This is a genomic window from Pseudarthrobacter siccitolerans (genome assembly GCF_001046895.1).
GTDB lineage: Bacteria > Actinomycetota > Actinomycetes > Actinomycetales > Micrococcaceae > Arthrobacter > Arthrobacter siccitolerans.
Genome location: NZ_CAQI01000051.1, coordinates 78,741 through 102,535, shown reverse-complemented (window position 1 = coordinate 102,535; position 23,795 = coordinate 78,741). Strand labels below are relative to the sequence as shown.

General features: G+C 64.9%; 27 protein-coding genes and 2 riboswitches. Of the genes, 13 read left to right on the top strand and 14 right to left on the bottom strand.

The genetic code is table 11. The features are described from left to right. Positions 1-118 precede the first annotated feature (118 nt). From ARTSIC4J27_RS16955 to ARTSIC4J27_RS16945, 3 genes are all read left to right on the top strand, one after another. Complete coding sequence (locus ARTSIC4J27_RS16955; protein WP_083435520.1) at positions 119-529, top strand: four-helix bundle copper-binding protein; 411 nt, start codon at positions 119-121, stop codon at positions 527-529. 139 nt (positions 530-668) lie between these two features. Beyond that, complete coding sequence (locus ARTSIC4J27_RS16950) at positions 669-1,256, top strand: DUF305 domain-containing protein (RefSeq protein ID WP_235436739.1); 588 nt, start codon at positions 669-671, stop codon at positions 1,254-1,256. Between the two features lie 219 nt (positions 1,257-1,475). After that, complete coding sequence (locus tag ARTSIC4J27_RS16945) at positions 1,476-2,174, top strand: DUF305 domain-containing protein (RefSeq protein ID WP_050056373.1); 699 nt, start codon at positions 1,476-1,478, stop codon at positions 2,172-2,174. A gap of 91 nt (positions 2,175-2,265) precedes the next feature. Here ARTSIC4J27_RS16945 and ARTSIC4J27_RS16940 read toward each other — a convergent pair whose 3' ends face one another. Together ARTSIC4J27_RS16940 and ARTSIC4J27_RS22835 are read right to left on the bottom strand one after the other, a co-directional pair. Further along, complete coding sequence (locus ARTSIC4J27_RS16940; protein WP_200900849.1) at positions 2,266-2,814, bottom strand: DUF2269 domain-containing protein; 549 nt, start codon at positions 2,812-2,814, stop codon at positions 2,266-2,268. Next, the gene (locus tag ARTSIC4J27_RS22835) at positions 2,811-2,981 is read right to left on the bottom strand and encodes a hypothetical protein (protein ID WP_161799586.1); all 171 of its coding nucleotides are present in this window, start codon (positions 2,979-2,981) and stop codon (positions 2,811-2,813) included. The genes ARTSIC4J27_RS16940 and ARTSIC4J27_RS22835 overlap by 4 nt, the downstream gene beginning before the upstream one ends. A gap of 83 nt (positions 2,982-3,064) precedes the next feature. Between ARTSIC4J27_RS22835 and ARTSIC4J27_RS16935 the strand changes: the two genes are divergently transcribed. After that, the gene (locus ARTSIC4J27_RS16935; protein ID WP_050056372.1) at positions 3,065-3,676 is read left to right on the top strand and encodes a TetR/AcrR family transcriptional regulator; all 612 of its coding nucleotides are present in this window, start codon (positions 3,065-3,067) and stop codon (positions 3,674-3,676) included. Here ARTSIC4J27_RS16935 and ARTSIC4J27_RS16930 read toward each other — a convergent pair. From ARTSIC4J27_RS16930 to ARTSIC4J27_RS23605, 7 genes are all read right to left on the bottom strand, one after another. Further along, positions 3,660-4,073, bottom strand: coding sequence for a four-helix bundle copper-binding protein (locus tag ARTSIC4J27_RS16930; protein WP_050056371.1), 414 nt, complete (start codon positions 4,071-4,073; stop codon positions 3,660-3,662). The genes ARTSIC4J27_RS16935 and ARTSIC4J27_RS16930 overlap by 17 nt on opposite strands. A gap of 151 nt (positions 4,074-4,224) precedes the next feature. Beyond that, positions 4,225-4,713, bottom strand: a complete 489-nt coding sequence (locus ARTSIC4J27_RS16925) for a hypothetical protein (RefSeq protein ID WP_050056370.1) — start codon at positions 4,711-4,713, stop codon at positions 4,225-4,227. Positions 4,714-4,764: 51 nt separating this feature from the next. After that, entirely contained in the window at positions 4,765-5,646 is an 882-nt protein-coding gene (locus ARTSIC4J27_RS16920) for a F510_1955 family glycosylhydrolase (RefSeq protein WP_235436738.1), read from the bottom strand. An 81-nt stretch (positions 5,647-5,727) separates the two neighbouring features. Beyond that, positions 5,728-6,354 carry a DUF305 domain-containing protein gene (locus ARTSIC4J27_RS16915; protein ID WP_050056369.1) on the bottom strand — a complete coding sequence of 209 codons (627 nt, stop codon included), beginning with the start codon at positions 6,352-6,354 and terminating at the stop codon, positions 5,728-5,730. 147 nt (positions 6,355-6,501) lie between these two features. Further along, entirely contained in the window at positions 6,502-6,972 is a 471-nt protein-coding gene (locus tag ARTSIC4J27_RS16910) for a hypothetical protein (RefSeq protein WP_050056368.1), read from the bottom strand. A gap of 83 nt (positions 6,973-7,055) precedes the next feature. Then, positions 7,056-9,221 (bottom strand): copper-translocating P-type ATPase, encoded by a 2,166-nt coding sequence (locus ARTSIC4J27_RS16905; RefSeq protein ID WP_050056367.1) that lies wholly within the window; start codon positions 9,219-9,221, stop codon positions 7,056-7,058. 67 nt (positions 9,222-9,288) lie between these two features. Beyond that, positions 9,289-9,606, bottom strand: coding sequence for a heavy-metal-associated domain-containing protein (locus ARTSIC4J27_RS23605; protein ID WP_407681137.1), 318 nt, complete (start codon positions 9,604-9,606; stop codon positions 9,289-9,291). 277 nt (positions 9,607-9,883) lie between these two features. Beyond that, a riboswitch (cyclic di-AMP (ydaO/yuaA leader) is annotated at positions 9,884-10,049 on the top strand. 3 nt (positions 10,050-10,052) lie between these two features. On the opposite strand from ARTSIC4J27_RS23605, the gene ARTSIC4J27_RS16895 reads away from it, so the two are divergent. The 5 genes from ARTSIC4J27_RS16895 to ARTSIC4J27_RS16875 all read left to right on the top strand — a co-directional run bounded on the left by ARTSIC4J27_RS16895 (position 10,053) and on the right by ARTSIC4J27_RS16875 (position 15,728). Continuing rightward, positions 10,053-10,838 carry an NlpC/P60 family protein gene (locus tag ARTSIC4J27_RS16895; protein WP_050056366.1) on the top strand — a complete coding sequence of 262 codons (786 nt, stop codon included), beginning with the start codon at positions 10,053-10,055 and terminating at the stop codon, positions 10,836-10,838. Positions 10,839-11,264: 426 nt separating this feature from the next. Beyond that, positions 11,265-13,061 (top strand): HNH endonuclease signature motif containing protein, encoded by a 1,797-nt coding sequence (locus ARTSIC4J27_RS16890; RefSeq protein ID WP_050056385.1) that lies wholly within the window; start codon positions 11,265-11,267, stop codon positions 13,059-13,061. An 84-nt stretch (positions 13,062-13,145) separates the two neighbouring features. Continuing rightward, entirely contained in the window at positions 13,146-14,198 is a 1,053-nt protein-coding gene (locus tag ARTSIC4J27_RS16885) for a zinc-dependent alcohol dehydrogenase (protein WP_050056365.1), read from the top strand. A gap of 2 nt (positions 14,199-14,200) precedes the next feature. Then, on the top strand, positions 14,201-14,599 hold the full coding sequence (locus ARTSIC4J27_RS16880; RefSeq protein WP_050056364.1) for a 6-pyruvoyl trahydropterin synthase family protein: 399 nt from the start codon (positions 14,201-14,203) through the stop codon (positions 14,597-14,599). Positions 14,600-14,603: 4 nt separating this feature from the next. Next, positions 14,604-15,728 carry a glycosyltransferase family 4 protein gene (locus ARTSIC4J27_RS16875; protein ID WP_050056363.1) on the top strand — a complete coding sequence of 375 codons (1,125 nt, stop codon included), beginning with the start codon at positions 14,604-14,606 and terminating at the stop codon, positions 15,726-15,728. Positions 15,729-15,746: 18 nt separating this feature from the next. Here ARTSIC4J27_RS16875 and ARTSIC4J27_RS16870 read toward each other — a convergent pair whose 3' ends face one another. After that, positions 15,747-16,253, bottom strand: a complete 507-nt coding sequence (locus ARTSIC4J27_RS16870) for a nucleoside deaminase (RefSeq protein WP_050056362.1) — start codon at positions 16,251-16,253, stop codon at positions 15,747-15,749. A 61-nt stretch (positions 16,254-16,314) separates the two neighbouring features. Between ARTSIC4J27_RS16870 and ARTSIC4J27_RS16865 the strand changes: the two genes are divergently transcribed. The 3 genes from ARTSIC4J27_RS16865 to ARTSIC4J27_RS16855 are packed head-to-tail and all read left to right on the top strand — an operon-like array spanning position 16,315 to position 18,258. Next, positions 16,315-17,160, top strand: coding sequence for a phosphatase PAP2 family protein (locus ARTSIC4J27_RS16865; RefSeq protein ID WP_083435518.1), 846 nt, complete (start codon positions 16,315-16,317; stop codon positions 17,158-17,160). A gap of 42 nt (positions 17,161-17,202) precedes the next feature. Continuing rightward, positions 17,203-17,838 carry a uracil phosphoribosyltransferase gene (upp, locus tag ARTSIC4J27_RS16860; RefSeq protein ID WP_013599856.1) on the top strand — a complete coding sequence of 212 codons (636 nt, stop codon included), beginning with the start codon at positions 17,203-17,205 and terminating at the stop codon, positions 17,836-17,838. A 45-nt stretch (positions 17,839-17,883) separates the two neighbouring features. Further along, positions 17,884-18,258 (top strand): glyoxalase superfamily protein, encoded by a 375-nt coding sequence (locus ARTSIC4J27_RS16855; protein WP_050056361.1) that lies wholly within the window; start codon positions 17,884-17,886, stop codon positions 18,256-18,258. Between the two features lie 144 nt (positions 18,259-18,402). On the opposite strand, the gene ARTSIC4J27_RS16850 is transcribed toward ARTSIC4J27_RS16855, so the two are convergent. The 4 genes from ARTSIC4J27_RS16850 to ARTSIC4J27_RS16835 form a co-directional block, all read right to left on the bottom strand. Beyond that, positions 18,403-18,846, bottom strand: coding sequence for a YdeI/OmpD-associated family protein (locus tag ARTSIC4J27_RS16850; RefSeq protein ID WP_050056360.1), 444 nt, complete (start codon positions 18,844-18,846; stop codon positions 18,403-18,405). Positions 18,847-18,914: 68 nt separating this feature from the next. After that, complete coding sequence (locus ARTSIC4J27_RS22825; protein WP_050056359.1) at positions 18,915-19,640, bottom strand: aggregation-promoting factor C-terminal-like domain-containing protein; 726 nt, start codon at positions 19,638-19,640, stop codon at positions 18,915-18,917. Between the two features lie 5 nt (positions 19,641-19,645). Continuing rightward, positions 19,646-19,798: riboswitch (cyclic di-AMP (ydaO/yuaA leader) on the bottom strand. Positions 19,799-19,925: 127 nt separating this feature from the next. After that, a complete protein-coding gene (locus ARTSIC4J27_RS16840; protein WP_050056358.1) occupies positions 19,926-21,428 on the bottom strand; it encodes a sensor histidine kinase in 1,503 nt (500 codons plus the stop codon). 7 nt (positions 21,429-21,435) lie between these two features. Continuing rightward, positions 21,436-22,176 carry a response regulator transcription factor gene (locus ARTSIC4J27_RS16835; protein WP_050056357.1) on the bottom strand — a complete coding sequence of 247 codons (741 nt, stop codon included), beginning with the start codon at positions 22,174-22,176 and terminating at the stop codon, positions 21,436-21,438. Between the two features lie 682 nt (positions 22,177-22,858). Between ARTSIC4J27_RS16835 and ARTSIC4J27_RS16830 the strand changes: the two genes are divergently transcribed. Continuing rightward, positions 22,859-23,725, top strand: a complete 867-nt coding sequence (locus ARTSIC4J27_RS16830) for a winged helix-turn-helix domain-containing protein (protein ID WP_050056356.1) — start codon at positions 22,859-22,861, stop codon at positions 23,723-23,725. Positions 23,726-23,795 lie beyond the last annotated feature (70 nt).

Sequence of the window (23,795 nt, the reverse complement as noted above, 5' to 3'; positions counted from 1 at the left end):
TTTCTGAACGGTCGTCGAACCGGCCGTTTGGCCCGACGAGGGCCAGAACAACAACGAAGCGAATGACCATTCAGCGGCGAACCATCGGGTTGGCCGTCCCCTGTAGGAGGAGAAACCAATGACCCATCATGTAATGTCCATGCTCGATACCTATCCGAAGGATCTTGGCGGCGTAGACAAGGAAAAGCTCGCCCAGTGCATCCAGGCCTGCTTCGAGTGCGCGCAGACCTGCACCGCGTGCGCCGACGCGTGCCTGAGCGAAGACATGGTCGCTGACCTGACCAAGTGCATCCGCACCAACCTCGACTGCGCCGACATCTGCGTAACAACCGGCAACATCCTGTCCCGGCATACCGGCTATGACGCCAACCTCACCCGCGCCGTTCTGGAGGCCTGTCGTACTGCCTGCAAAACATGTGGTGACGAGTGCGAACGGCACGCCGGAATGCACGATCACTGCCGGGTCTGCGCCGAGGCCTGCCGCCGCTGCGAAACGGCCTGCCAGGAACTTCTGTCCACGCTCGGATAAATCACTCCAGAACACAGCCGACGGCGGGACCGGGACCTTTCATCCCGGTGCCGCAAAATCCCCGTTCAGACCCCCATTCCGATCAATGCACCACGCAGGCGGGGAGGGGGATCTGCGGGTTTGAAAGGAGTTCCCCTTCATGAGCGCAGCAAGTAATTCCGGAAGCCGCCCCGGAACCGGTGGGCACCGGCAACAGCAAGCAGGGCAGCACCAACATGACGATCCGGCCGCCAACGAGAGCAAGGGCTCGGACCACGGCACCAGCGGGCACGGCTCAGCCCGAATGTACGTGAAATTCGGTGTCATCTTGTTGGTCAGCCTGGGGCTGATGTGGGTGTTGTCGATGTCAATGGTCCGCTCGATCGATCACTTCTACTTCAACCTGAGCAACTTTTGGATGGCACTGCTGATGGTCTCGGCGATGGCCATCGTCATGATCATCGGCATGTGGTCGATGTTCAAAAACAAGAAAGCGAACATCGCCCTGCTGGTCGGGTTCGCTGTGCTCTTTGCCGGCGTGTTCGCGCTGGGAAGGACGGAAACGTTCGTGGGCAATGAGCAGTTCCTCAAATCCATGATCCCGCACCACTCCCGCGCAATCCTGGTCTGCCAGGAATCGGACATCACCGACCCGGAAATCATCGAGCTGTGCGATTCGATCGTGAAGTCCCAACAAGAAGAAATCACCCAAATGCAATCCATCCTGAACCGGTACGGATCCAGCTAAGAATCAGTCAACGCGAACGCTGGCGGGCAGATAATTGCACGCCGGACGAGCACTGGCCTTCCAAAGCACAGGTCGCGGGGGCGACGACAGCCAGCACTGCTCGGATTCGCGTCTTGCGCCGTGAGGTTGCCCAACGGGTGACATGCAACGGCTTCCGCTGGCAGGTCTCTGTCTTTCGCCGGCGATCGTGAATAGAAACAAAAACATCAGGAGACCGAAATGAAATCTGCACCCTCACCTGTCCGCCCAGCCTTTGCCTGCCTGACCATCGCGGCGACCGTGCTCGTGGGCGCGCCTGCCGCCTCGGCAGTCCTGCCTGTATCAGGAACTTCTGCACAAATTCAGGTCCAGAAGCAGGGCGACATCCAGCCTGAGGCTACATCACCACTTTCCTACCGCTTCGGCCAAATCCTGGCCGCGCTTGAAGGCAAGGAACTGGAAACCACCTTCCTCGCGGCGATCATTCCACACCACCAAGCGGCGATCGACATGGCCGAAATGGAGCTTGAGCGCGGCGCCGATAACCATATCCGCAGTCATGCCCGGGACATTATCAAAGGGCAGCAGGAGCAGATCGAATTGTTCACCCGCTGGCTTGAACAGTGGTACGGGCTGACTCCGGAACAAGCAGCCGCCCAAGCCTCCCCCGAAGCCCGGGAGGTAATGGCAGCCATGGACCAAGAGATGCAGGCTCAGATGAAGCAGTTGGCCGAAGTCGCGGACGGCGAGGCATTCGATGTCGAATTTGTCAGGCTGATGATCCCGCACCACACCGGGGGCATCATCGAATTCCTTGAACCCCAATCACGTGCCGTCCATGCCAAGTTGCGGGACGAATCCTCCTCCGGGATCGCAACCCAAGAAAAGGAAATCGTCGACTTCCGCCAATGGCTGACAGACAACGCCGGACGCAACTAAAACCTCACTCCGAACCCCTTCCGGGGTGGCAGTATCCGGAAGGGGTTCGGGAGTCGGGTGGCCGTTCAGCTCCGCGCCTCACAGGTAATGTTCAGGCGTCGGCGCCTTTAACCGACCGGATCTGACTCTGCTGCCTGTCGAGGACTTTCTGTCCGTGGCGGGTCAGCCCTCGAGGTTTATAAACAGATAGGACACTTGTCACGAGCAACGCCAGGATGGCGGCGCCGGCGTCGAAGACCAGTTGGACCCTCATCCCGTTCATGTCCGACGGGCCCAGGTCAGCTGCCAAGGCCATGTTGGCCATGGCAGTGACCGGCTGCAGATGCACCAATAACAGCAGTGTGGCCACGGCGGTGATGATGAGCTTGATCAGAACCCAGTAGTGCCGGAACACTCCCCACACGGTGCCGAGGCCCTGGATGATCCCGGAGAGCAGCGAAGCCAGGCTCAAGGGCAAGATGATCGCCCACCCGACCAGATTCATGCCCACATACACCGCGCGGACCAGCTGCGCATCGGCGGACGTTAGACCGGTGACAGCCAGCACCAGGAACGCGGCGACAGCGCCGAGCCAGCCCACAGACGAGATGATGTGGAGCGTCAGGGCCGCCTTGCGTACCGCGGGGGGCATGACTTTCATGGCGTGTGGTTCATGACCATACCGCCGCCGGTGAGGTGCATGACAGCAAAGGCCACCACGATCACAGCCGCAGCGACCAGGAATCCCTTCACCCACAGCGGTGTCTTATGCCGGGTCTCCTTACTGTCGGCGGAGCGGCCGTCGGGGGTGGAGCCGGAGTTCGTCATCATGATCCTTCACGTGGTTTTGTAAACAGTATGTATCGCAATCGGCACTATGTCTATCCTGCGTCAGGTTGTAGCATTCGGGTATGCCCAAGCTCTGGAACGAGACGATCGAAACCCACCGGGATACTGTGCGGGGTGCGGTTCTTGACGCCACCGCTGGCCTTTTGGCGGGCCAGGGCGCCTCGGGGGTGACGATGTCGGGGATCGCCCAGGCTGCAGGCATCGGCCGGGCAACGCTGTACAAGTACTTCCCGGATGTTGAGTCCATCATCTTGGCTTGGCACGAGCGCCAGATCCAGGCCCATCTGAACGAGCTGGTCGACGTCAAAGGACAGAACGCCGGAGCCCGGCAGCAGCTTGAAGCCGTTTTGCACGCCTATGCTTTCCTGTCACGCTCGGGCCACGACGAAACAGACGCGGCGCGTCTGCACCAGGGAGCCCACGCGGGGCGGGCTCACCAGCACCTCACGGATTTCATCGCAGAGATCATTGCCGAGGGCGCGGACGCGAAAATTTTCCGCGTCGATGTTGCCCCGGACGTTCTGGCTGCCTTCTGCCTTCATGCCCTTGGCGCTGCGGCCGGACTGGCGTCACATGAGGCCGTGACCCGGCTGGTCGGAGTCACTTTGGACGCCCTGCAGGCGCCGGGTACCCCGGCGTCTGCAGGGCGGGCTCCAGTCAGCCCAGAGAGGTAAGCAGTTCGTTGCAGGCTTGCTCGCAGCGCCGGCACGCTTCGGCGCAGATCCGGCAGTGCTCGTGCATTCCGGCGTGCTGTTCGCATTCATCTCCGCAGGCCTTGCAGGCGGTGGCGCAGGCCTGGAGTACGGCGCGGGTGATGTTGGCGTCGTAGCCGGTGTGGCGGGAGAGGATGTTGCCCGTCGTGGTGCAGATGTCGGCGCAGTCCAGGTCGGTGCGGATGCATTTGGTCAGCTCGGCCACCATGTCCTCGCTCAAACATGCATCAGCGCAGGCAGTGCAGGCTTGGGCGCAGTCGAAACAGGCCGCGATGCATTCGGCCAGCTTGTGCGTGTCGATGCCACCAAGGTCCTTGGGGTAGGCATCAAGCAGTTTGTGTGTGGTCCCGTGGGTCATTGTGCACTCTCTCTTTCCAAGGTTTGAGTAGCTGAAAAATGTTCCGGGCACCGCCTGGATTGTGTTTGTGGCGCCCGGGCCTGTGTTCCCGTCCGCCTCCTTCCTCCTTGCGCCAGTATGGCTGTCCTCGTGCTGGTAAGTAACGGCCCTTTTAGTCCGGGAGCCGGCTTTGCCGGTTTACCTTCCTGGCCCGTTCCCTTGCTCTGTAGGAGGTCAGTGCTGCGCGGGGACGTCCGGCAGCTTTGAACAGGTCAGCCGCCCACTCGAACTCGGCCGCGGCCGCGAGGTAAAGACCCTCGTCAAAAAGCCGCCGCCCGATCTGATGGCGGACCTGAGCTTCCCTGAACGTCGTGCGGGCAGCACGAAGGGCCCGTTCCTGCACCTGGGCGGCGTCCCGCCAGCGATACAGCCGCTGATAGGCATAGGCGAGAACGAGCAGGGCACGGAACGGGTCCGTGGAGGCGGCCAGCAGCTGTTGGGCTTCGTTGACTGCTTCGTCACCCCGTCCCAGAAGGGATAAAACCCAGACGCGCTCCAGGTCCGTGCAGTCGCCCAACCGGGCTTCCATTGCCTCCCGGTCCACGACTACGTCCCGCAGCGTGGCGGGGTCCACGAACCAGATCCTCTCCTGATGCTCCATCAGCGAGCCACCTACACTGCCACGATCAGGCAACGAACCCGGCGGTGCTCATCAGGCACCGGGAGGGGTACGGAAGAGATTGCCGCCGTCGGTGGATACGACGAGCCCTTCGGTGGTGGCGGCCCAGATTGTTGGTTTCCCGTCTGGCTTTTTCACAGCGGTGATCGCCTGGACCTGTCCTTTGATTGAGCCCGTTTGGGTCCAGGTGCTTCCCGCGTCTGTTGAATGGTGGACGGCACCGTCGGGTTCGACGCCGAAGACTTCGGTGCCGCTGGCGTACGCAACGAATTGAATGATGGGGGCTGCGGTGTTCAGCGCCCAGGTTTTTCCGCCGTCGGTGGAGCGCTGGAGCCCCTCGCGGGTGGTGGCCAGAACGGTGTCGGTTTCGGGGTTGCCGGCGAGAACGGCCGGCACGAACCCGGCGGTGGCCGTCGTCCAGGTTTTCCCGTCAGGGCTGGTCTGAAGCGTTCCGTCGTAGGCGACGATCCCGGACTTGGCGGTGGCGAGGGCATGGAAGTCTGATTCGCCTTGGCGGGACAGTTGCTCCCACGTTTTTCCGCCGTCCGCGGAGCGGATCAAGCCCATGGGGTTGGGCAGGTCCGAGCCGGGGCCGGGGTGCCCGGAGGCATAGAACACGCCCTGGTCAGCGGCTGCCGTGAAGCCCATCAGGTCGTTGGTGTCACCGATCTGGGTGGCGGGCGACTTGGGCTGCTTGGTGACGTCAAAGAGGCCTTCATGGGTGGCCAGCAGGACCTGATCCGTTTGGGGGTTCACGCTCAGGCCGTGGACGTGGGAGCTGGGAAGACCGGCGGCCGCAGTGGACGGTGCGGTCGCAGCCGGTGAGCCGGAGGAACAGGCGGACAGGGTCAGCAAGAGGGCGGCCGCGGAGAATCCGGCGGCGGAACGTCCTCGGGTCATAAAGCGCAGGGGCACGGGAACTCCAAAGGTGGTCCGGGAAATGTGTGAGGGCGCCGGCCCCTGGGGGGCGGGGCCGGCGCCTTTCTGGTGTGCTGGCTACAGGGTGGCCAGCAGGTCTTTCATTTCCTGGATTTCGGCTTCCTGGGAGCTGACGATGTCCTTGCTGAGCTGGACCGCGTCGGCGTTCTTACCGTCGGTGGTTTCGGTCTTGGCCATCATGACGGCGCCTTCATGGTGGGCGATCATCTGGGTCAGGAACAGCTTGGCGGCCTCGGTGCCCTGCGCGCCCTCGAGCTTTGCCATGTCGTCCTCGCCCATCATGCCCTCCATGCTGTGTGCCGAGGGCATTTCGGTGGGCTGACCCCAGCTTTGAAGCCAGCCGGTCATCTTCTCGATCTCCGGGCCTTGGGCTGCCTTGATCTTGGTGGCCAGGTCGGTCACCGCGGCGGGGATGCCTTCCTTCTTGAGCATGATGTCGCTCATGGCCACGGCCTGGGTGTGGTGCGGGATCATCATCTGCGCGAACATGGTGTCCGCATCGTTGAAGTCCGCCGAGGCTGCGGCCGACGTTGCCGGGGCTGAGGTCGATGGCATCGCCGAGCCGCCGTGGTTCATGCCGGGCATGCTGGTCGCCGAACTTCCGGTATCAGAGCCGGCGGAGCAGCCGGCCAGGGCGATTGCTGCGGCGATCGCGGCAGCGGAAATGGTCAGGGTCTTTTTCATGAAAATCAGGGTCCTCAAAAGTATCAGCGGCGCGCAGGCGCGCCTTTTGGACTGCATGTGGTGACTGCCCCCGAAAGGGCCTGTCGTGATGCGTGCCGACATGGCTGGACGGTGCGCCGGGCAGGGCACGGCGCCGTCGGTGCTGGTTTACGTCCGGCTGATAGAGAGGTCACCGGGGGAGGGGCTGGCCGGTGAATAGGAATAGTTGATGCTGGCCGCGGCCGCCGCACCGAAGTCCGGTAAGGCGTAGGGCACCATGCCGGGGTCAGGGGCGGCCAGTGTTGTGTTTCCCGGGGCCAGCACGCACGCATTGCCCCCGGCAGACATTTCCGGGCAGGAACCTGCAGGGCCGCAGGACGACGAGGAGCCAGTTGTTGCCTGGGAAACTGTCGTTCCGTCCGGCGACGCGCCCATTCCGTGGGAGTGGCTGGCGGGAAGGCTTTCCAGGTACACGGTGGACTGGGCCGTTGCTGCCGGCATGGTGTGCGCGGCGCTCACGTGGTGGGCGCCGGTCATGATGTGCATGCCGAAGATGCCGGCGATGATGGCCAGGGCAGCCGTCAGGAAGCCTGCACGAAGGAGGAACGCGGTGAAGCCTTCACGCGATGGTGCGCTCACAACGGGTCCTCCCTTCCGTGCAGGTTGTTCAGGTTCTTAAGCCTACCGGCAGGAGTCTTTCCTGCCGGTCACGACCTCTTTGTTCAACGCACCTGGGAGGGATTGAGTTTCACCCTCCGCAGCAGCTGGGCGTTCAGGGCCACCACAATGGTGGACACGGACATCAGCACTGCCCCTGCTGCCGGGGACAACACGACCCCGGCGAAGGCCAGGACACCGGCTGCCAGCGGCACGGACAGGACGTTGTATCCGGTGGCCCAGATCAGGTTCTGCCACATCTTCCGGTAACTGGCCCGGGACAGATCAACCATCGACAGCACAGCCCGGGGATCATTGCCCGCCAGCACCACTCCTGCGGATTCCATCGCGACGTCCGTGCCGGCGCCGATCGCGATGCCGACCTCGGCCCGGGCCAAGGCCGGGGAGTCGTTCACCCCGTCACCGACCATGGCGACCTTCAGGCCGCGGGCCTGGAGCTCGGCGACCTTTTTGTCCTTGTCAGCGGGCAGGACTTCGGCGAACACCTCATCGATGTGCAGGTCCTCGGCCACTGCCTGGGCGACCTGGCGGGCGTCGCCGGTGACCATGGCGACCTTCACGCCGCGGTTCTGCAACGCTGCGACGGCCTGCCGTGACTCGGGACGGATGCTGTCCTCCAGGCTGACCGCCCCGAGAACGTGGTGTCCGTCGATAACGTGCAGCACCGCCGCTCCGCGGCCCATCCAGGTGCTGGTGGATCCGGCCAGATCTTCCGGTTCGGTGGCACCGACTTCGCGCAGCAGCGCCGGCCCGCCGACGTGGACAGTCCGGCCATTGACGGTAGCGCGGACACCGCGCCCGGTCAGGGAGCTGAAGCCAGTGGCCTGCGGGATGCTCAGGTTCCGTTCCCTGGCCGCCCGGACGATGGCCCGTGCCACGGGGTGCTCGCTGTCGGCCTCCACGGCCGCGGCAAGGGCCAGCAGCGCGTCGGCGTCTTCACCGGGGACGGTCGCGATGTCTTTGAGGTCCGGCTCGCCCGTGGTGAGGGTGCCGGTCTTGTCGAACAGGACAACGCCGATGGTGCGCATGCGCTCCAGCGCCATCCGGTTCTTGATCAGCACCCCGGCCCGGGCTGCCTGCTCGGTGGAGATGGCGATGACCAGCGGAATGGCTAGGCCCAGTGCGTGCGGGCAGGCGATCACCAGGACGGTGACGGTGCGGGTGACAGCTTCCGGGACGCTCCCGAGCAGCGTCCAGATGATGAAGGTGATGACCCCTGCACCGGCGGCGAAGTAGAACAGGAAAGCCGCGGCCCGGTCGGCCAAAGCCTGGGCCCGGGAGGAGGACGCCTGCGCTTCGGCGACAAGGCGTTGGATGCCCGCCAGGGCAGTGTTATCCCCGACGGCCGTAACCTGGACCCGGACGCTGTTATCCGTCGCCACCGTTCCCGCCACGACAGCGTCTCCGGGTCCCCTGGGGACCGTTTTGGATTCACCGGTGATCATCGACTCGTCGAACTCGGCCTGCCCGTCCACGACCGTTCCGTCGGCGGGCATCCGCGCGCCGGAGCGGACCAGAACGATGTCGCCTTCCCGGAGTTCAGAGACCGGGACGGTTTCGGTGCCGGCATCAGTGACGCGTTCGGCCTCGTCCGGCAGCAGCGCGGCCAGGGCATCAAGTGCGCCCTGCGCGGATCCCAGGGCGCGCATTTCGATCCAGTGGCCCAGCAGCATGATGGCCACCAGCAGGGCCAGCTCCCACCAGAAGTCCAGATCAAAACCACCGATCCCCAAACTGGTGACCCAGGACGCGGCGAAAGCGACCGTGATGGCCATGGCAATCAGCAGCATCATGCCCGGCCTGCGGGTCTTCAGTTCCTGCCATCCGCCCTTCAGGAACGGCAGCCCGCCATAGAAAAAGATCACCGTGCCCAGGACGGGCGGAATCCAGGCAGACCCGGGGAACATCGGGGCCATGTAGCCCAGGATGTGCCCGACCATCGGGCTGAAATAAACGACCGGGACGGACAGGGCAAGGGTCAGCCAGAACCTGTTCTTGAACATCGCCGTGCTGTGCCCGGCGTGCTGGCCATGGGTGTGGACCGCGTGGTCATCCTGCCCGCCATGGACCTCGTGGTGGCCGTGGCTGTGCTCGGTAACCGCGACGGCGGTGGCCGATGCAGGCGAAGGGCTGTCGGATTCGGTGAGGGGCGCATGCCCGGCGTGGTGGCCTGCGGGGCCGCCGCCGTGGTGCTGGGTGTGATCTTCCATAGTTCCTCCTTCAAGAGGAGACTCCACCTCCTCCGGGCACGTTCGCCGCCGGGGAAGGTAAGAGAGGTCAGTTGCTGATAAGTGTGTAGCCAGCGGAGGTAACAGCCTCACGCACAGCGGAGTCGTCGGCTTTGCCGCCGACAATCAACCGGGAACGGCCGCCCGGAACGAGGTCAACAGAGGCGGACTCCACACCCTCAAGGGTGGAGACGGCCTTCTCAACGGTCTGCACGCAATGCCCGCAGGTCAGACCCTCTACGGCGAATGCGCCAGCACTTACGCCGGTGGTCTTGGAGGATGCGGAAGAGGCTTCGGTTGAGCAGCAGCTACAACCTCCAGCGGCTGAAGCCAGGGGCAGTTCGGTACGGTTTTCGGTTCCACACATGTCAGTTTCCATTCCTTGAAGATGAAGGATCGATGGGCGCTGGGGTTGAACGGCTGTGAAAGACGGTGCGGGCACCGACCGGGACATACCACTTCACTGACAACACCCTCAATATACCCCCAGGGGGTATACTCCGCAAGGGGCCAAAACAGTGCCTTGAAGTCCTGCCGTTATGCAAATGTGACAAATGGGGCTGATGTGACGTAGGGTCTGAAGCCGTGCCGGTTTCTCCGAATACGGCACTCCTGAGCAGACTTGCCTAACTCTGCCGCTGCCCGGGATCCGTTCGCAAAATTCGTCCGGCAGAGACGGGGAACCCAATATTGGCCTGCTTCCGGCAGGCCTTGGGGTGAAGCCGTGCCCGGTGCATTCGTGCACCACCACGGCCGGGTGTCTCCCATCCGAATCCGACAGCTAACCTCGCAGGCAGTGGGAGAGGCCCTTTCATGCCCAACAGCAAAGCTCACGGCCGCCGCCGCGCGGTCCCCGTCCACACCAGCCCCCTCGCAGTCCTGACAAAGTCCGTTGCCGGCAACGCCGGCGGTGTAAGCCGCCAGGCCGCGGTCATCGCAGCAGCCTCCGGGCTCGTCCTGACCAGCGGCATGGCCGCCCAGGCAGCAGACGCCCCTACCCAGCGTGAGGCCGAGCCGGCATCAAACCTGGAAGTCACCAGCCAGGTACAAACCCCGCTCAGCGCGGATGCCACAGTGCAGATCTCCTTCGAGCGTCCCGTCGTGGAAACCACGCCGGCCCCCGTCGTGGAAGCCCCCAAGCCTGTTGCCGTCGAGACCGCGAACGCGGCCGTTGCTGCGGCGCCGGCCGCGGCGAAGGCTGCCGCCCCGGCCAAGGCTCAGGTCACCGTCACCGTCACGCCCGCTGCTGCCGCTCCCGTTGCGGCACCGGCAGCCGGTGGCGTCAATGCCATCATGGTTTCCTCCGCTTACGCCCAGATCGGGATGATCCAGGACTGCACCCGGCTGGTCGAAAACGCCCTCAATGCCGCCGGTATCCCCGTCGGCGACCTCGGCCCGATGCAGTTCATGAACTACGGCACCGTCGTCAGCGATCCTCAGCCCGGCGACATGGTGGTCCAGTCCGGCCACGTAGGAATCTACGTCGGCGACGGCCAGGTCCTCAGCTCCGGCCTGAACGGCAAGAATGAAACCGCCGTCCACCCCCTGCCCTGGATGACCTCCAAGGGCGCCGTCACTTTCGTTCGCGCCGGCAAATAAGAACCACTGAAGGCCGGTGATTCAATGCCTTGGGGGCAATGAATCACCGGCCTTCAGCTTGCCTTGGTCCGACCCCTTCTGTTCGCAGCCGACACCCTTCTCCTAAGCCGATTCGGTGTCTCGAAACCTCCGCGCCTCGAAAGCCTAGGGATTCAAGACTGCTCACGTGCAGTGGTGCGACAAAAAGCGGTCACAAAAGGCCCCCATTTGTCGACCAACTCCACATCGATGCTCAATCTGAGCGGGAAAAGTTTGAAGAGTCTTTCGGGGGGACCGGTCAGTAGGGACCGTTTTGTCAGACCCCCGCAAGATGATGTTGGTATGCAAATGGAGCCGGCGGTGGTGCAGGTGGAAGAGGTCACTGGTGCCGTCGCTGCGCGTTCGGAGGCACCCGGTTTTGTCATACCCCCGCAGGATGATCGAGGCATGGAAAGGGATCCGGTGGTGGTGCAGGCCGAGGGAGCTATTGATGCCTCGGTCGCTGCCTTTATGGCTGCGTTGAGGGGCCAGGATGCTGCTGTGTCCGGCCCGGACGCTTCCGGGGGTGCTGTCCCTGGCGGTCCCGATGATGATCCGTTGCAGCGGTTGGCTGATGCGGCAGTGGAAGTTCTGGCGGCGGCGGGGCGGTCGGAGGCGAAGATCGCGGCAGTGAAGGCGCTGGCGGTGGCGGTGCTCGCCGGGGCCACGCGAGCGTTGAACGGCCCGGCGTCCTCTCCGCAGGAGGCCACCGCGCAGGACCGGAGCCTGGTGGCCGAGGTCGGGTGCGCGCTGGCGATCGGTGACCGGGCCGCGGGGGCATTGCTGGCAGAATCCCATGCGTTGACCACCTCGTTGCCCAGGGCGTTGGCGGCGTTGCAGGCCGGGACGATGTCCTGGGCCCATGCCCGGACCATGGTGGAGCAAACCTCCTGCCTGGACCCTGCCGGGGCGGCGGCGTTGGAGGCCCATTTCCTGGACCCGGACGCCCCGGGCGCGGCCCGCGGGTGTCCGATCGGGGAGATGCCCGCGTACCGGTTCAAGGCCCGGGCCCGGGCCTGGCGGGAGCGACACCACCCCGAAAGCCTGGAAAAACGCCACGCCAAATCCGTGGCGGACCGGCGGGTGGAGTACTGGCCCGACAACGACGGGATGGCCTGGGTCGCCGCGCTCCTGCCCGCGGACCACGCCTCGGCAATCTGGAACCGGCTCACCGCCATCGCCCGCGGCAAGCAAGGCCCCAACGAAACCCGCAGCCTGCCCCAACTCAAAGCCGACACCTTCACCGAAGGCCTCCTCACGACCGGCACCACCGCGAGCAACAATGGCGGTGGCACCGGCGTTGGTGCCGGCGGTGAGAGCGGCACTGGCGGCGACAACGGGATCGGCAATTGCGGGGCGGACAGTGTTGGCGATGGCGGTGAATTTGCCGGTAATGGAACCAGTGCAGGACCAGCTCCCGGAACAGGATCACCGATCCGGGCGCAGGTGCTGGTCACCGTGCCGGCCCTCTCCCTCATGGGCCAGACCGATGAGCCAGCAATGCTGGACGGGCACGGGCCGATCCCGCCCTCGATGGCCCGCAGGCTCGTCGCCGACGGTGCCGCCTCGTTCTACCGGGTCCTGGTCGACCCCCGGGACGGGGCGCCGCTGGAGATCGGCCGGACCAGCTACCGGGTCAGCAAAGCAATGCGGCAATGGCTCAGGCTGCGGGACGGCAAATGCCCCTTCCCCGGCTGCAACAACCCATCCCCGGACAACGAGGCGGACCATATTCTCGCCTGGGGCCAGGGCGGCCCCACCGGGGTATCGAACCTGGGACAGCCCTGCCCGAAGCACCACAAACTCCGCCACACCAGCGGCTGGAAACCCACCCCGGCCAGCAAAACCGAACCACCCGGCTGGATCTCACCCACCGGCCGCCACTACAAAAGCGAACACCAGGACTGGGAACCACCCCACTGGCCAGACGCCGCCGTGCCGAAAAGCATCCGCGCCTTCGATGACCTCCTCGACCAATGGGAACCAACCGAAGACCTCTCCGGAGTACCAACACTGCCGGACGACCTTTCCCACATCTGCCCCCCGCCCGACGAACCACCCTTCCCCCATGAACTATTTCAAGACGAGATTCCCGAAGAGACCTTCGCGGACTGGTTCCTGTCCCGAGACAACCCACCCGACGACCCGCTACCGGAAGAACCCCTCCCGGACACCATGCGCAAGGCGAACGTGGGCGTCACGTGAACGATCCTGAGGAGGACCGTGGGGTGTTGCAAGCAGCTGCCCAACTTTCCCCAACGCACGCGGGCCGCTAGATTCATCAGCAAGATGACTAACTCACGCGCGCCAATTCATGCAACGGCCTACTGGACTACCGCCCGGGAACACGGCGAGCTCCGGCCGGAGGAGCTCGACGCCCCCGGCAAGGGTGAGGCCCTGGTCCGCACCTTGTACTCGGGGATCAGCAAAGGCACCGAGATGGTGGTCCACCACGGTTCGGTCCCGCCCCGGGTTGCAGAGGCGATGCGGGCCCCGCACCAGGAGGGGAACTTCCCGGGCCCAGTGAAATTCGGCTACCTGTCGGTGGGCATCGTAGAGGAGGGGCCGGAGGAGTGGATCGGCCAGCGCGTGTTCTGCCTCAACCCGCATCAGGACCGGTACGTGGTGGCGTTGGATGCCCTCACCAGGATCCCGGACAACGTACCGTCACCGCGTGCGGTCCTGACGGGAACAGTGGAAACAGCGGTCAACGCCCTGTGGGAGGCCGGCCCGCGCCTGGGGGACCGCGTGGCCGTTGTGGGTGCAGGCCTGGTGGGCGGGATGGTTGCCGCCCTGCTGAGGACGTTTCCGCTGCAGCGCCTCCAGCTCGTGGACCTGGACCCGGCGCGGAAACGGCTGGCAGACACCGTAGGCGTGGAGTTCACCCACCCGGATGACGCCCTCGCTGACTGCGACATTGTCTTTCATTGTTCTGCTTCCCAAGAAGGCCTGGAGCGCAGCCTCCAGCTGGTGGGTGATGAGGGTGACGTCATCGAAATGTCCTGGTACGCCAACCGCGAGGTCACGCTGCCGCTGGGGGAGGACTTCCACGCCCGCCGCCTCTCCATCAGGGCCAGTCAGGTGGGAGTGGTGGCGCGCGCACGCCGGCACCGCAGGACTAATGCCGACCGCCTGGACCTGGCCGTATCCCTCCTGGCGGATCCGGTGTTTGATGCGTTCCTCACCGGATCGTCTCCGTTCTCCGAACTCCCGGGTGTAGTGCAGGAACTCGCAGGCGGCAGGCTCGACGCTCTGTGCCACGTTATCGAGTACCCCCACGACGAAGACTCACAAAAAGCCGAAGCCGACCCCAAAGACCAAGCCCCCAGAGATCAGAGGTAGCCATGTTCAGCCTGACCGTCCGCCGCCATTTTATGATCGCCCACAGCCTTCCCCGGGAGGCTTTCGGCCCTGCCCAGGCCCTGCATGGGGCCACCTTTGTCGCAGAGGTGACGTTCCGCCGTCGGACGCTCAATGACAACGCCATCGTCCTGGACATCGGTGCCGCGGGCACCCTCATCGAGGAGGTGCTGGCCGGCCTGAATTACCGCAACCTGGACGAGCACCCGGATTTCGAAGGCAAGCTCAGCACAACCGAGGCGCTGGCTGAGTACATTGCGCAGTCCGTTGCGGAAAAGCTGAAGGAAGACGACGACGGCGGCCAGCTCGCCGGCATCGACGTCACCTTGCGGGAGAACCCCGACGCCTGGGCCACCTACTCGCTGGACCTTCCCGCCGCCTGATCCCATGCGCCCCCTTCGGCTGCTTGTGCCCGCCAACATCCGCCACAACTCCGGCGGCAACGTCTACAACGCCCGGCTGGTGGAGGGACTCAGAGCCTTGGGCGCGGCGGTGGACGTCATCCCCGTCCCAGGTTCCTGGCCCGAGTCCACTGCAAAAGAACGACGCCGGCTGGGCAGCCTTGTCGGAGCCTGGGAACCGGAAGCAGGACCCGGGGAACCAGTGGCCATCGTGGACGGGCTCATCGCCGTGGGCGTCCCGGACGAGCTTGAGTTCGCGGCGAAGGCCGGGAAGCAAACGTGGGTGCTGGTCCATATGCCCGTGCCCGAAGAGTCCGGAGACGAGTCCCTGGAACGTGAGGCCCGGGCCCTTCGCGCTGCCTCGGGAGTCATCTGCACGAGCAGTTGGGCGGCTGACGTCCTGAAAAAGCGGCACGGATTGCGGGGACTGCGGGTCGCCCTGCCCGGGACTGACAGGGCGCCGCTGGCGGAAGGCTCCGTTCCGCCCCACATCACTACCGTGGCCGCGCTGCTGCCGAACAAGGACCAGGTGCTGGTGGTCGAAGCCCTCGCCCTTATCCGGGAACTCGAATGGACGGCGGCGCTGGTGGGTTCGGACCAGGCGGACCCGGACTACGCCGGGCGTGTGCGGACAGCTGTAGCCGCACACGGACTGGAGGGCCGTATCCGGATTGCCGGGGAACGTAAGGGGCAGGATCTCGAAGCCGAATGGAACCGCTCGGACCTGAGCGTCCTGGTTTCCAGGGCTGAGGCGTTCGGCATGGTGGTCACGGAAGCGCTGGCACATGGAATCCCAGTGGTGGTGCGTGCAGGGACAGGTGCCGTGCAGGCCCTGGGGTTTGCGGCGCCGGAACAACGCAAAAGCGGAACGCTGCCTGGAACAGCAGTGCATTTTCCGGGAACTGACGGCCCAAAAGGCGACAGCCCGGAAGGCCCCGCCCTCCTCGCGGCCGTGCTGCGGGCCTGGCTGCAGGACACAGGCACCAGCGACGCGTGGCGGGCGGCAGCCGTGGAAACACGGAACAGGCTGCCGGGATGGGATCAGCCGGCCCGGCTTGTACTGGAAGCAGTCTCCAAGAGCGGGCCCCAAGATAGATCGGCGCAGTCCTAAGGCTGGAGAACGGGCCGCCTAAATCCCCGTGCGGTGCCCCACAAAAAAGTCCCGCAACAGCCCGCCGCACTCTGCCTCGCGCACCCCACCGTAAACCTCAACCCAGTGATTGAGCCGGCGCTCGCGCAGTACGTCAAACACAGAACCCGCCGCCCCGGCCTTCTCATCCCACGCCCCAAAAACCACGCGGGGAATCCGCGCCAGGACAATGGCACCGGCGCACATGGCACACGGTTCCAGCGTTACCACCAGCGTGCAGTCGGCCAGCCGCCAGCCGTCCCCGCTGCCGCCGCCGGCCAGGGACAGCTCCCGCAGCCGCGCAGCCGCTTCGCGGATGGCCACCACCTCGGCATGGGCGGTGGGGTCTCCCAGCTCCTCCCGCTGGTTCCGTCCCGAGCCCAGGACGCCGCCGTCGGGCCCTATGACCACGGCGCCGATGGGAACGTCCTCCGTCACCAGGGCACGGCGTGCTTCCGCCAGGGCAAGGCCCATCCACTCGTGGTGATTCTTTTCTGCGGAGACCATGGCTCAATGATAGTTTCGAAGGATACCCAGAGGCCGTGACGTACATCCGCCGGGAGGCATAATGAGCACCGTCAGAGAACGCGTGGAGACGTGGATCAAGCCGTATGCCGCCCTGTGGCTGACCATGATCCTCGGCGGAGCCCTGGTGCTCACCCTGGCATTGCTGGGCGCCGAGGTCTACTCCAACGTGGTGGATGACGAAGGGCTTGCCAGCCTTGATATTCCTGCCCTGGAATATTCGCAGACGCTGCGGAATCCGGAAGTGGATGCCCTCGTCACCGGTTTCACCAACGTGGGCGGCGGAATCGGCATGCCCATCCTGGCCAGTATCCTCACCGCCTGGCTGACTTTCCTGAGCCGGACGTGGCGTCCCATCGTCCTGGTGGGCGGTGCGGCGCTCGTCTCCACGCTGGCCACCACGTACGGCAAGCGCCTCGTAGGCAGGACCCGCCCCGATCATTCAGAGGCAGTGCCGCCTTACGAAACCTCGCCATCATTCCCCAGCGGCCACACCCTGAATACCACCGTGGTGATCGGCGTCCTGGTCTACATCATGTGCCTGCAGTTCCAGATCCTCTGGGCCAGGATCACAGCCATCACGGCCGGCGCCATCTTCATCGTCGCCATGGGGTTGAGCCGCGTCTTCCTCGGGCACCACTGGCTGACGGACGTGATGGCTGGATGGGTCCTGGGACTCGCCTGGGTCTGCATGGTCATCCTTGCCCACCGGCTGTTCCATCTCATCCGCAGGCGCGAGCACGCCGGACCTGCCCCCACCTTCGAGCATCCCGTCATCCGCGAGGACCACAGCGGCGAAACGCAGCAGGGCGCGGGCACGGCAGAGTACGACGGCGGCACGTCAGGAAGGAGCGACGGCGGCTCCTCCCGGAGGGCCCCAGGCAGCTGACGCTTGGGGAAGTGCCGAACAACCGGGTGGTAGTTTTGACCCATGCGCACTCTCGTTGTGGACCACCCCCTGGTCGCCCATAAGCTCACCGTCCTGCGGGACAAGAACACTCCGTCCCCGGTCTTCCGGCAGCTGACGGAGGAGTTGGTGACCCTGCTCGCGTACGAGGCCACCCGTGAGGTCCGCACTGAACCCGTCACCATCGAAACCCCGGTCAGCACCACCGTGGGTACCGCGTTCACCAAGCCCACCCCGCTGGTGGTTCCCATCCTGCGCGCCGGGCTGGGCATGCTCGAGGGCATGACCAAACTCGTTCCCACCGCGGAAGTCGGCTTCCTTGGCATGGCCCGCGACGAGGAAACCCTGGACATCATCACCTACGCCGAGCGCCTTCCCGAGGACCTCACCGACCGGCAGATCTTCGTCCTGGACCCCATGCTGGCCACCGGCGGTACCCTCCGCGAAGCCATCAAGTTCCTCTTCAAACGCGGCGCGTCGGACGTGACCTGCATCTGCCTCCTGGCCGCACCGGAGGGCCTGGCCAAGCTGGAGGAAGAACTCTCCGGCGCGAACGTCACCATCGTCCTGGCTTCCATCGACGAAAAGCTCAACGAGAAGTCGTACATCGTTCCCGGTCTCGGGGACGCGGGCGACCGTCTCTACGGCATCGCCGGGTAGCCCACAACCCTTTTCCATTCCACGTCCCGCCGCTAGCCTGTGCGGATGGACTGGAAACTGGAACTTGTGTTTGTCCCTGTATCGGACGTGGACCGCGCCAAGGATTTCTACGTCAACAAGGTGGGGTTCAACGCGGACTTTGATGAGCGTCCCTCGGACTCCATCCGCTTTGTGCAGCTGACGCCCCGCGGCTCAGCCTGCTCGATCTGCATCGGGGAAGGGCTCAGTGACGCGCCTCCCGGCACCGGATCGAACCTTCAACTGGTGGTCAACGATATCCACGCCGCCCACAAGCATCTGAAAGACAACGGGGTGGACGTCAGCGACGTAGACGTGCAGGCTTGGGGCCACTTCGTGTACTTTGCCGATCCCGACGGCAACAGGTGGGCCGTCCAGTACATCCCGGGGCGCGAAAGCTGACATTCAGCGGGCAGAATATCACCCGGTTTGCTCCAGCGGGCGCCGACGTGGCGGCACTGACGGCGGAACTCGGGGCGATGGAACGCGTCCGGACCGAAGGCATTGTGGCCCTGCACGGCGCCGCCCGGGCCGAAGACCCGACCGTTATTTCTTTCCGGCTCTAAGATCTGCCACTACCTTGGCAATACGCCGGGACCGCGTCTCGGGCGTCTTGGCCTCGCCCAGCGGCTCTACATACCGCCTCTGCGCGCTGTAGCTCAGCGTTGAGTAAAACTCCGCGGCAGCCGGTTCTGCCGCCATCGCTGCCGCGAGGTCCTCGGGGACTTCCACGATGCGGGGTTGCGTGTCCAGCCCCAGGTCCACTTCAACGGTGTCGCCGGCGGATACTCCGACGAAGTCCCGGTTTGCTGCGCTCAGGGAGATCAGGTTCTGCCCGCCCATCACCGCGACGCTGCTCCGGTAGCTCTTGCCGTTGATGGTCACCACTACTGGTGGCCGCTTGCCCGCATCCAAGGCTGCAAGGACTTCTCCGGGAACTTCAATGCCGGTCTTGTTTCCGCTGCCCTGGATGGTGGTGGTGAACTTCATGGATCACAGTATGCCGGGCCGCCTGCTTCTCCAACAGGTGCCGCCGCCGCGGCACGGGTCCGTGTGGCTTAGTACCAGTTGTTGGACAGGTGGAAGTTCAGCGCGCCGCAGGGGGACTGGTAGCGCTCCTGGATGTAGTTCAGGCCCCAGTTGATCTGCGTGCGGTAGTTGGTGAGGTAGTCCGCACCGGCGCTCGCCATCTTTTCAGCGGGCAGCGACTGGACGATGCCATACGCGCCGCTGCTGGGGTTGGTGGCCGTGGTGGTCCAGTCGGACTCCTTGTCCCACAGGGTCACCAGGCACTGCATCTGGTCCGGAGCCCAGCCGTAGCTGGCAAGCTGCCCTGCAGCGTAAGCCTGGGCGCCGGCGGGGTCGTTGACGGCGACGACGGGTGCAGGCTCAGGAGCGGCGGCAGGCGCCGGGGCAGGCTCGGGAGCCGGGGCCGGGGCCGGAGCCGGGGCGGGTGCCGGTTCGGCTGCGGGTGCCGGCGCGGGCTCTGCGGCCTGCGGGGCCACCGCGATCTCTTCTGCAGCCGGGGCAGGCGCAGGGTTGGCCTGGATTTCGCTCTTCTCGATGCTGAGGTTGGACTGGGCTGCGGCCGCCTGGGTTTCCGTGGCGGAGACCCGGAGGCTGGACTCGGTAGCCTGTCCGGCCGCTCCGACTCCTACCAGGAGTGCAGCGGATGCGGCAAAGACAGCGGCGCGCTTGCCAATGAAGGGGACTTTTCCGGCCTTGCGGCCAGTGTGGGATGCAGCCTCGGAATTCGGGCGCGGTTTAGCAAGGAACTTGGACATGATGGATCGCCTCTCACACCTGCGGAGTTAGCTGTCGGGTTCGGATGAGGGCATCCGGCCGCACGGAAAATACACGTGCGTGCTTAACCCCAAGGGCAGTTATTGCCCGGGACTGTGGGTCCCCCGCCTCTGCCGTTGTGCTCAAGCGGAATCCGGGAAGCGGCAGAGCTTGGCGTCATCCGGATATGGGTTCCCGTCGGGAACCTCACCCAATCGACGGTACAGGAGTGCGGCGCTTAAGTCACATTTTGGTAACAGAGATCACGACGGCGGCGCGTCACGTTGCTATGGCAGCTGCGGAAGTGGGAGCTGAAGGGCGAATTGTGTGCGCCCAGGCTGTGACGTCACCGTTACCCTTCCGCCGTGTGCCTCGACGATGGACTCCACGATGGACAATCCCAACCCGCTAGTGCCTTCGGCAGCGGAGGTGCCGGCCTGGTGGGCCGCGCCCTTTCGTGCCGCGTCTGCGCGGGCGAAGCGTGAAAACACATGGTCCACGAACTCCGCAGGTATGCCACCGCCGTCGTCCGTTACCGTTACTACCGCCGCGCCTTCAGGCGACGTGCCCACGCCTGTCACCACCGTGGTTCCGGCAGGAGTGTGCTTGCGTGCGTTGGACAGCAGGTTCATCAGCACCTGCCGCAGCTGTGAAGCGTCACCGTTGACCACTACCGGCTCGCCCGGAAGCTCCAGCCGCCAGTTGTGCCCGGGCGCCATCACCTTTTCATCGCTGACACCCTCAATCACCAGCTGCGTCAGGTCCACTTCAGTGAGCTTGAGCGGCTGGCCCTCATCGAGGCGGGCAAGCAGCAGCAAGTCTTCCACCAGGGCGGTCATCCGCTCCGACTGGCTCTGCACGCGCGCCAGCGATTTTTTGCCGTCGGGGGAGAATTTCTCCGTCATCCGCATCAGCTCGGTGTAGCCGCGGATGGCCGTCAGGGGAGTGCGCAGTTCGTGCGAGGCGTCGGCCACAAACTGCCGCACCTTGGTCTCGCTCTTCTGCCGCGCCTGCAGCGCGTTGGCCACGTTGTCCAGCATCAGGTTGAGCGCGTGGCCCACGCTGCCCACTTCCGTTCCCGGATTGGAGTTCGACGGCGGGACGCGCACCGCAAGCGCCACCTCGCCGGCATCCAGGGGCAGCCGTGAAACGCGGGTGGCCACCTCTGACAATTGCTCGAGCGGTTTCATGGTGCGCCGGATCAGGACGGTCCCCACCAGCCCGATGAGCAGCAGGCCGCCCGAGGAGACGAACACAAAGGTCCACACCAGGGAGGCGAGCGTACTTTGCTTCGCGGCGAGGGGGAGTCCGGTCACCAGCACATCGCCAAAGTTCGTTCTCACGGCTATCAGCCGGTATTCGCCGTTGGAGAGGGCGCGGTCCCCTGGCTGCGCGTCCGTTGCCAGGTCGAGCAGGGCCTGCTTGTCCTCCGCCGAAAGCGCCGACCGGGTGGTGTCCGAGGCTAGAAACCCGGCACTGTTGACCTGCCCGTTGAGGATGCGGGCGTTCAGGGTTCCCACGCTCTGGCCGCGGGCGTCCAAGGGGTCCCTTCCGTTGAAGCCGCCCATGGGTGGGCGGCCAGGATCGTTCGACCGGTCCGCGGCCTGGCTGAGCTGTTCGTCCAGCTGGCGGGTGAGGAATGCGTCCATGGAGGCGTAGCTGGCCACGCCCACCGCGCCGCAGATGGCGATCAGCAGGGTCATGGCGAGGAGGATGAGGCGGCTTCGCAAGTGCCAGGTGCCGGGCTTGAGCCAGCTCCGGGGGTGGGGCGCGGCCGGTTGTGACGCCATGGTGCGCCTACTCCGCGGGCTTGATGACGTATCCGGCGCCGCGCACGGTATGGATCATGGGCGGGTGCACTGCATCCACCTTCTTGCGCAGGTAGGAGATGTAGAGCTCTACGATGTTGGCCTGGCCGCCGAAGTCGTAGTCCCACACCCGGTCCAGGATTTGGGCCTTGCTGATCACCCGCTTGGGGTTCTCCATCAGGTAGCGGAGGAGCTCGAACTGGGTGGCCGTGAGCTGGAGTTCCTCACCGGCCCGGGTCACCTCCCGGGTGTCGACGTTCAGGACCAGGTCGCCCACCACCAGTTCAGCCGTATCCATGGCAGCCACGCCGGAGCGCTGGACCAGCCGGTGCAGCCGCAGGAGGACTTCCTCCATGCTGAACGGTTTGGTGACGTAGTCGTCGCCGCCGGCGGCAAGGCCCACGATCCGGTCCTGCACGGCGTCCTTGGCTGTCAGGAACAGCGCGGGGACCTCGGGTGCGAAGGCGCGGATCCTTCCCAGCAGTTCAACGCCGTCGAATCCGGGGAGCATAACGTCCAGGACCAGGACATCCGGGCGGAAGTCCTTCGCAAGCTTGACGGCCTCGGGTCCATCGGCGGCGATGGCCACGGACCAGCCGGCCATGCGCAGGCCCATGCTCATGAGTTCTGAGAGGCTGGGCTCGTCGTCCACCACCAGGGCGCGGATGGGGGAACCGTCCGGGTGGGAGAGCTGGGGGAGATTGTTTGTCATGGAGTGCGGGGTGGCCATGGAACAACTCTCCGATCACTCGTTTAGCCAGGGCTTTGGGGTTCCTGTGTCCTGGCTGTGAATGCCAGCCTAGCCAGCTCCGAGGCCAAAAGTGAGTGGAGCCGCCTGGCCGGGCAGGAGTCCTTCGATTCTTCGCGGCGGGTGCGTTCACTCAATCGGGGGCAGACCGGGCGAAATTTTCTTTGCGGCGGCGGGGTGTCGCTGGACAGATGTGCCCCGAGGCAGGGGTCATTTTGGTATTGGACATGCAATTGAAGAAAAAGGGGCAGCTTGAGGGTTTAGCCGAATTAAGTTCCTTCGATGGGCCATCGAACGGCTCGGAGCTGGATAATGAATGACGTTCTGCAAGCACTCCAGAATCGTGATCTGCGCCACAAAGGAGGATTCTGTCTCATAATGCGGACTAATCGGTCCATTGTTACTTGCAAGTTAGCATTGTTACGCTGCACACTCTCATTGTGAACAAGAACTCAACAGCACCTGCAGCCGCAGACTATTGGCCCAGCACATCCGCTGCTGCCGACATGCGCTGTTGTCGAATGTACGCCTGACCTTCCCACCCCTCGAAGTTCTCCAGGCATTCGCCCCCCAGCCCAGCGTCGGGCGTCCCTCCCCAGTTCCATTGCGGGGAACCCCAGCATTCGAGCCGCGATGGCGGCCATTCACATTGAGGTAAGCATCCATGTCAGTTGCATCCGGATACGTCCACATTTCTGTCCGTAACGCCGCCAAGGCAGGCCAGCCCTCCGGCCTCCGCCCCGGATTCGCACCGCGCCCGTCGCTTGCGCCCACAACACCCGGAAGCAGCTTTCCCGCCTCTGGCTATGCACCCCAGGGCTACAACCCCAACTCTTACGGCCAGCTCCGCGCCGTGACCCCGGCCGATTCCGCGCCGGTCACGGCCCCGACTCCCGTTGTCGCCGGGCCCAGCGCCGTCCGCCCTGTCGCCAACGACAACGTAGCCCGCGGCTTCGTCCTCTACATGGGCATCGATGAGGAAACCGCAGCCGCTGCAGGTACCTCCATCGCCAAGCTCGCCCAGGAAATCCGCGCCTACGCCCAGTCCCTGGTCTCCGGTGCAGAAAGCTACGCCGCTGTGGCAGTGGCCCCCGCCGGAACGCCCGGCTCAGCGCTCGACGTCGTCCGTTCTACCTTCGGTGACCCCACCGTCAACACCCGGCAGCGCACCGAAACCCCGCGACCGCAGCAGCCCCAGGAACCGCGCCCGTCCGGCGTCCTGATCGACCTTGCCCGCCGCGAAGTCCACCTCGACGGCGAATCCCTGAACCTGACCTTCAAAGAGTTCGAACTGCTGAACTACCTCGTGGAAAACGGCACCCGCACCGTGGGCCGCGACGAACTGCTCGAAGGCCTGTGGCGCAATGCCGAAGAAGTGCCCAACGAGCGCACCATCGACGTCCACATCCGCCGCCTCCGCTCGAAGCTTGGCCGCCTCGCCAACACCGTGCGCACCGTCCGCGGCCAGGGCTACCGGTTCTACGAGCACCCCGAAGTTGTTGTCTGGGCCGCTCCGGAATACTCGATCTAGGACTCCTGTTCTCACGCCTTAAGGCGGCACGATCCCTCTGCGCCTGCGCTCGTCCCTCGCGCGACAACGG

What these genes read in the sequence shown, in the direction of transcription:
- ARTSIC4J27_RS16925 (WP_050056370.1), bottom strand. Translation starts at nt 4,713, where the DNA reads ATGGAGCATCAGGAGAGGATCTGGTTCGTGGACCCCGCCACGCTGCGG.
- ARTSIC4J27_RS16840 (WP_050056358.1), bottom strand. Translation starts at nt 21,428, where the DNA reads ATGGCGTCACAACCGGCCGCGCCCCACCCCCGGAGCTGGCTCAAGCCC.
- ARTSIC4J27_RS16885 (WP_050056365.1), top strand. Translation starts at nt 13,146, where the DNA reads ATGACTAACTCACGCGCGCCAATTCATGCAACGGCCTACTGGACTACC.
- ARTSIC4J27_RS16855 (WP_050056361.1), top strand. Translation starts at nt 17,884, where the DNA reads ATGGACTGGAAACTGGAACTTGTGTTTGTCCCTGTATCGGACGTGGAC.
- ARTSIC4J27_RS16940 (WP_200900849.1), bottom strand. Translation starts at nt 2,814, where the DNA reads ATGAAAGTCATGCCCCCCGCGGTACGCAAGGCGGCCCTGACGCTCCAC.
- ARTSIC4J27_RS23605 (WP_407681137.1), bottom strand. Translation starts at nt 9,606, where the DNA reads ATGTGTGGAACCGAAAACCGTACCGAACTGCCCCTGGCTTCAGCCGCT.
- ARTSIC4J27_RS16835 (WP_050056357.1), bottom strand. Translation starts at nt 22,176, where the DNA reads ATGGCCACCCCGCACTCCATGACAAACAATCTCCCCCAGCTCTCCCAC.
- ARTSIC4J27_RS16905 (WP_050056367.1), bottom strand. Translation starts at nt 9,221, where the DNA reads ATGGAAGATCACACCCAGCACCACGGCGGCGGCCCCGCAGGCCACCAC.
- ARTSIC4J27_RS16895 (WP_050056366.1), top strand. Translation starts at nt 10,053, where the DNA reads ATGCCCAACAGCAAAGCTCACGGCCGCCGCCGCGCGGTCCCCGTCCAC.
- ARTSIC4J27_RS16915 (WP_050056369.1), bottom strand. Translation starts at nt 6,354, where the DNA reads ATGAAAAAGACCCTGACCATTTCCGCTGCCGCGATCGCCGCAGCAATC.
- ARTSIC4J27_RS16945 (WP_050056373.1), top strand. Translation starts at nt 1,476, where the DNA reads ATGAAATCTGCACCCTCACCTGTCCGCCCAGCCTTTGCCTGCCTGACC.
- upp (WP_013599856.1), top strand. Translation starts at nt 17,203, where the DNA reads ATGCGCACTCTCGTTGTGGACCACCCCCTGGTCGCCCATAAGCTCACC.
- ARTSIC4J27_RS16830 (WP_050056356.1), top strand. Translation starts at nt 22,859, where the DNA reads ATGTCAGTTGCATCCGGATACGTCCACATTTCTGTCCGTAACGCCGCC.
- ARTSIC4J27_RS16870 (WP_050056362.1), bottom strand. Translation starts at nt 16,253, where the DNA reads ATGGTCTCCGCAGAAAAGAATCACCACGAGTGGATGGGCCTTGCCCTG.
- ARTSIC4J27_RS16880 (WP_050056364.1), top strand. Translation starts at nt 14,201, where the DNA reads ATGTTCAGCCTGACCGTCCGCCGCCATTTTATGATCGCCCACAGCCTT.
- ARTSIC4J27_RS16955 (WP_083435520.1), top strand. Translation starts at nt 119, where the DNA reads ATGACCCATCATGTAATGTCCATGCTCGATACCTATCCGAAGGATCTT.
- ARTSIC4J27_RS16850 (WP_050056360.1), bottom strand. Translation starts at nt 18,846, where the DNA reads ATGAAGTTCACCACCACCATCCAGGGCAGCGGAAACAAGACCGGCATT.
- ARTSIC4J27_RS16935 (WP_050056372.1), top strand. Translation starts at nt 3,065, where the DNA reads ATGCCCAAGCTCTGGAACGAGACGATCGAAACCCACCGGGATACTGTG.
- ARTSIC4J27_RS16865 (WP_083435518.1), top strand. Translation starts at nt 16,315, where the DNA reads ATGAGCACCGTCAGAGAACGCGTGGAGACGTGGATCAAGCCGTATGCC.
- ARTSIC4J27_RS16930 (WP_050056371.1), bottom strand. Translation starts at nt 4,073, where the DNA reads ATGACCCACGGGACCACACACAAACTGCTTGATGCCTACCCCAAGGAC.
- ARTSIC4J27_RS16875 (WP_050056363.1), top strand. Translation starts at nt 14,604, where the DNA reads ATGCGCCCCCTTCGGCTGCTTGTGCCCGCCAACATCCGCCACAACTCC.
- ARTSIC4J27_RS22835 (WP_161799586.1), bottom strand. Translation starts at nt 2,981, where the DNA reads ATGACGAACTCCGGCTCCACCCCCGACGGCCGCTCCGCCGACAGTAAG.
- ARTSIC4J27_RS16890 (WP_050056385.1), top strand. Translation starts at nt 11,265, where the DNA reads ATGGAAAGGGATCCGGTGGTGGTGCAGGCCGAGGGAGCTATTGATGCC.
- ARTSIC4J27_RS22825 (WP_050056359.1), bottom strand. Translation starts at nt 19,640, where the DNA reads ATGTCCAAGTTCCTTGCTAAACCGCGCCCGAATTCCGAGGCTGCATCC.
- ARTSIC4J27_RS16950 (WP_235436739.1), top strand. Translation starts at nt 669, where the DNA reads ATGAGCGCAGCAAGTAATTCCGGAAGCCGCCCCGGAACCGGTGGGCAC.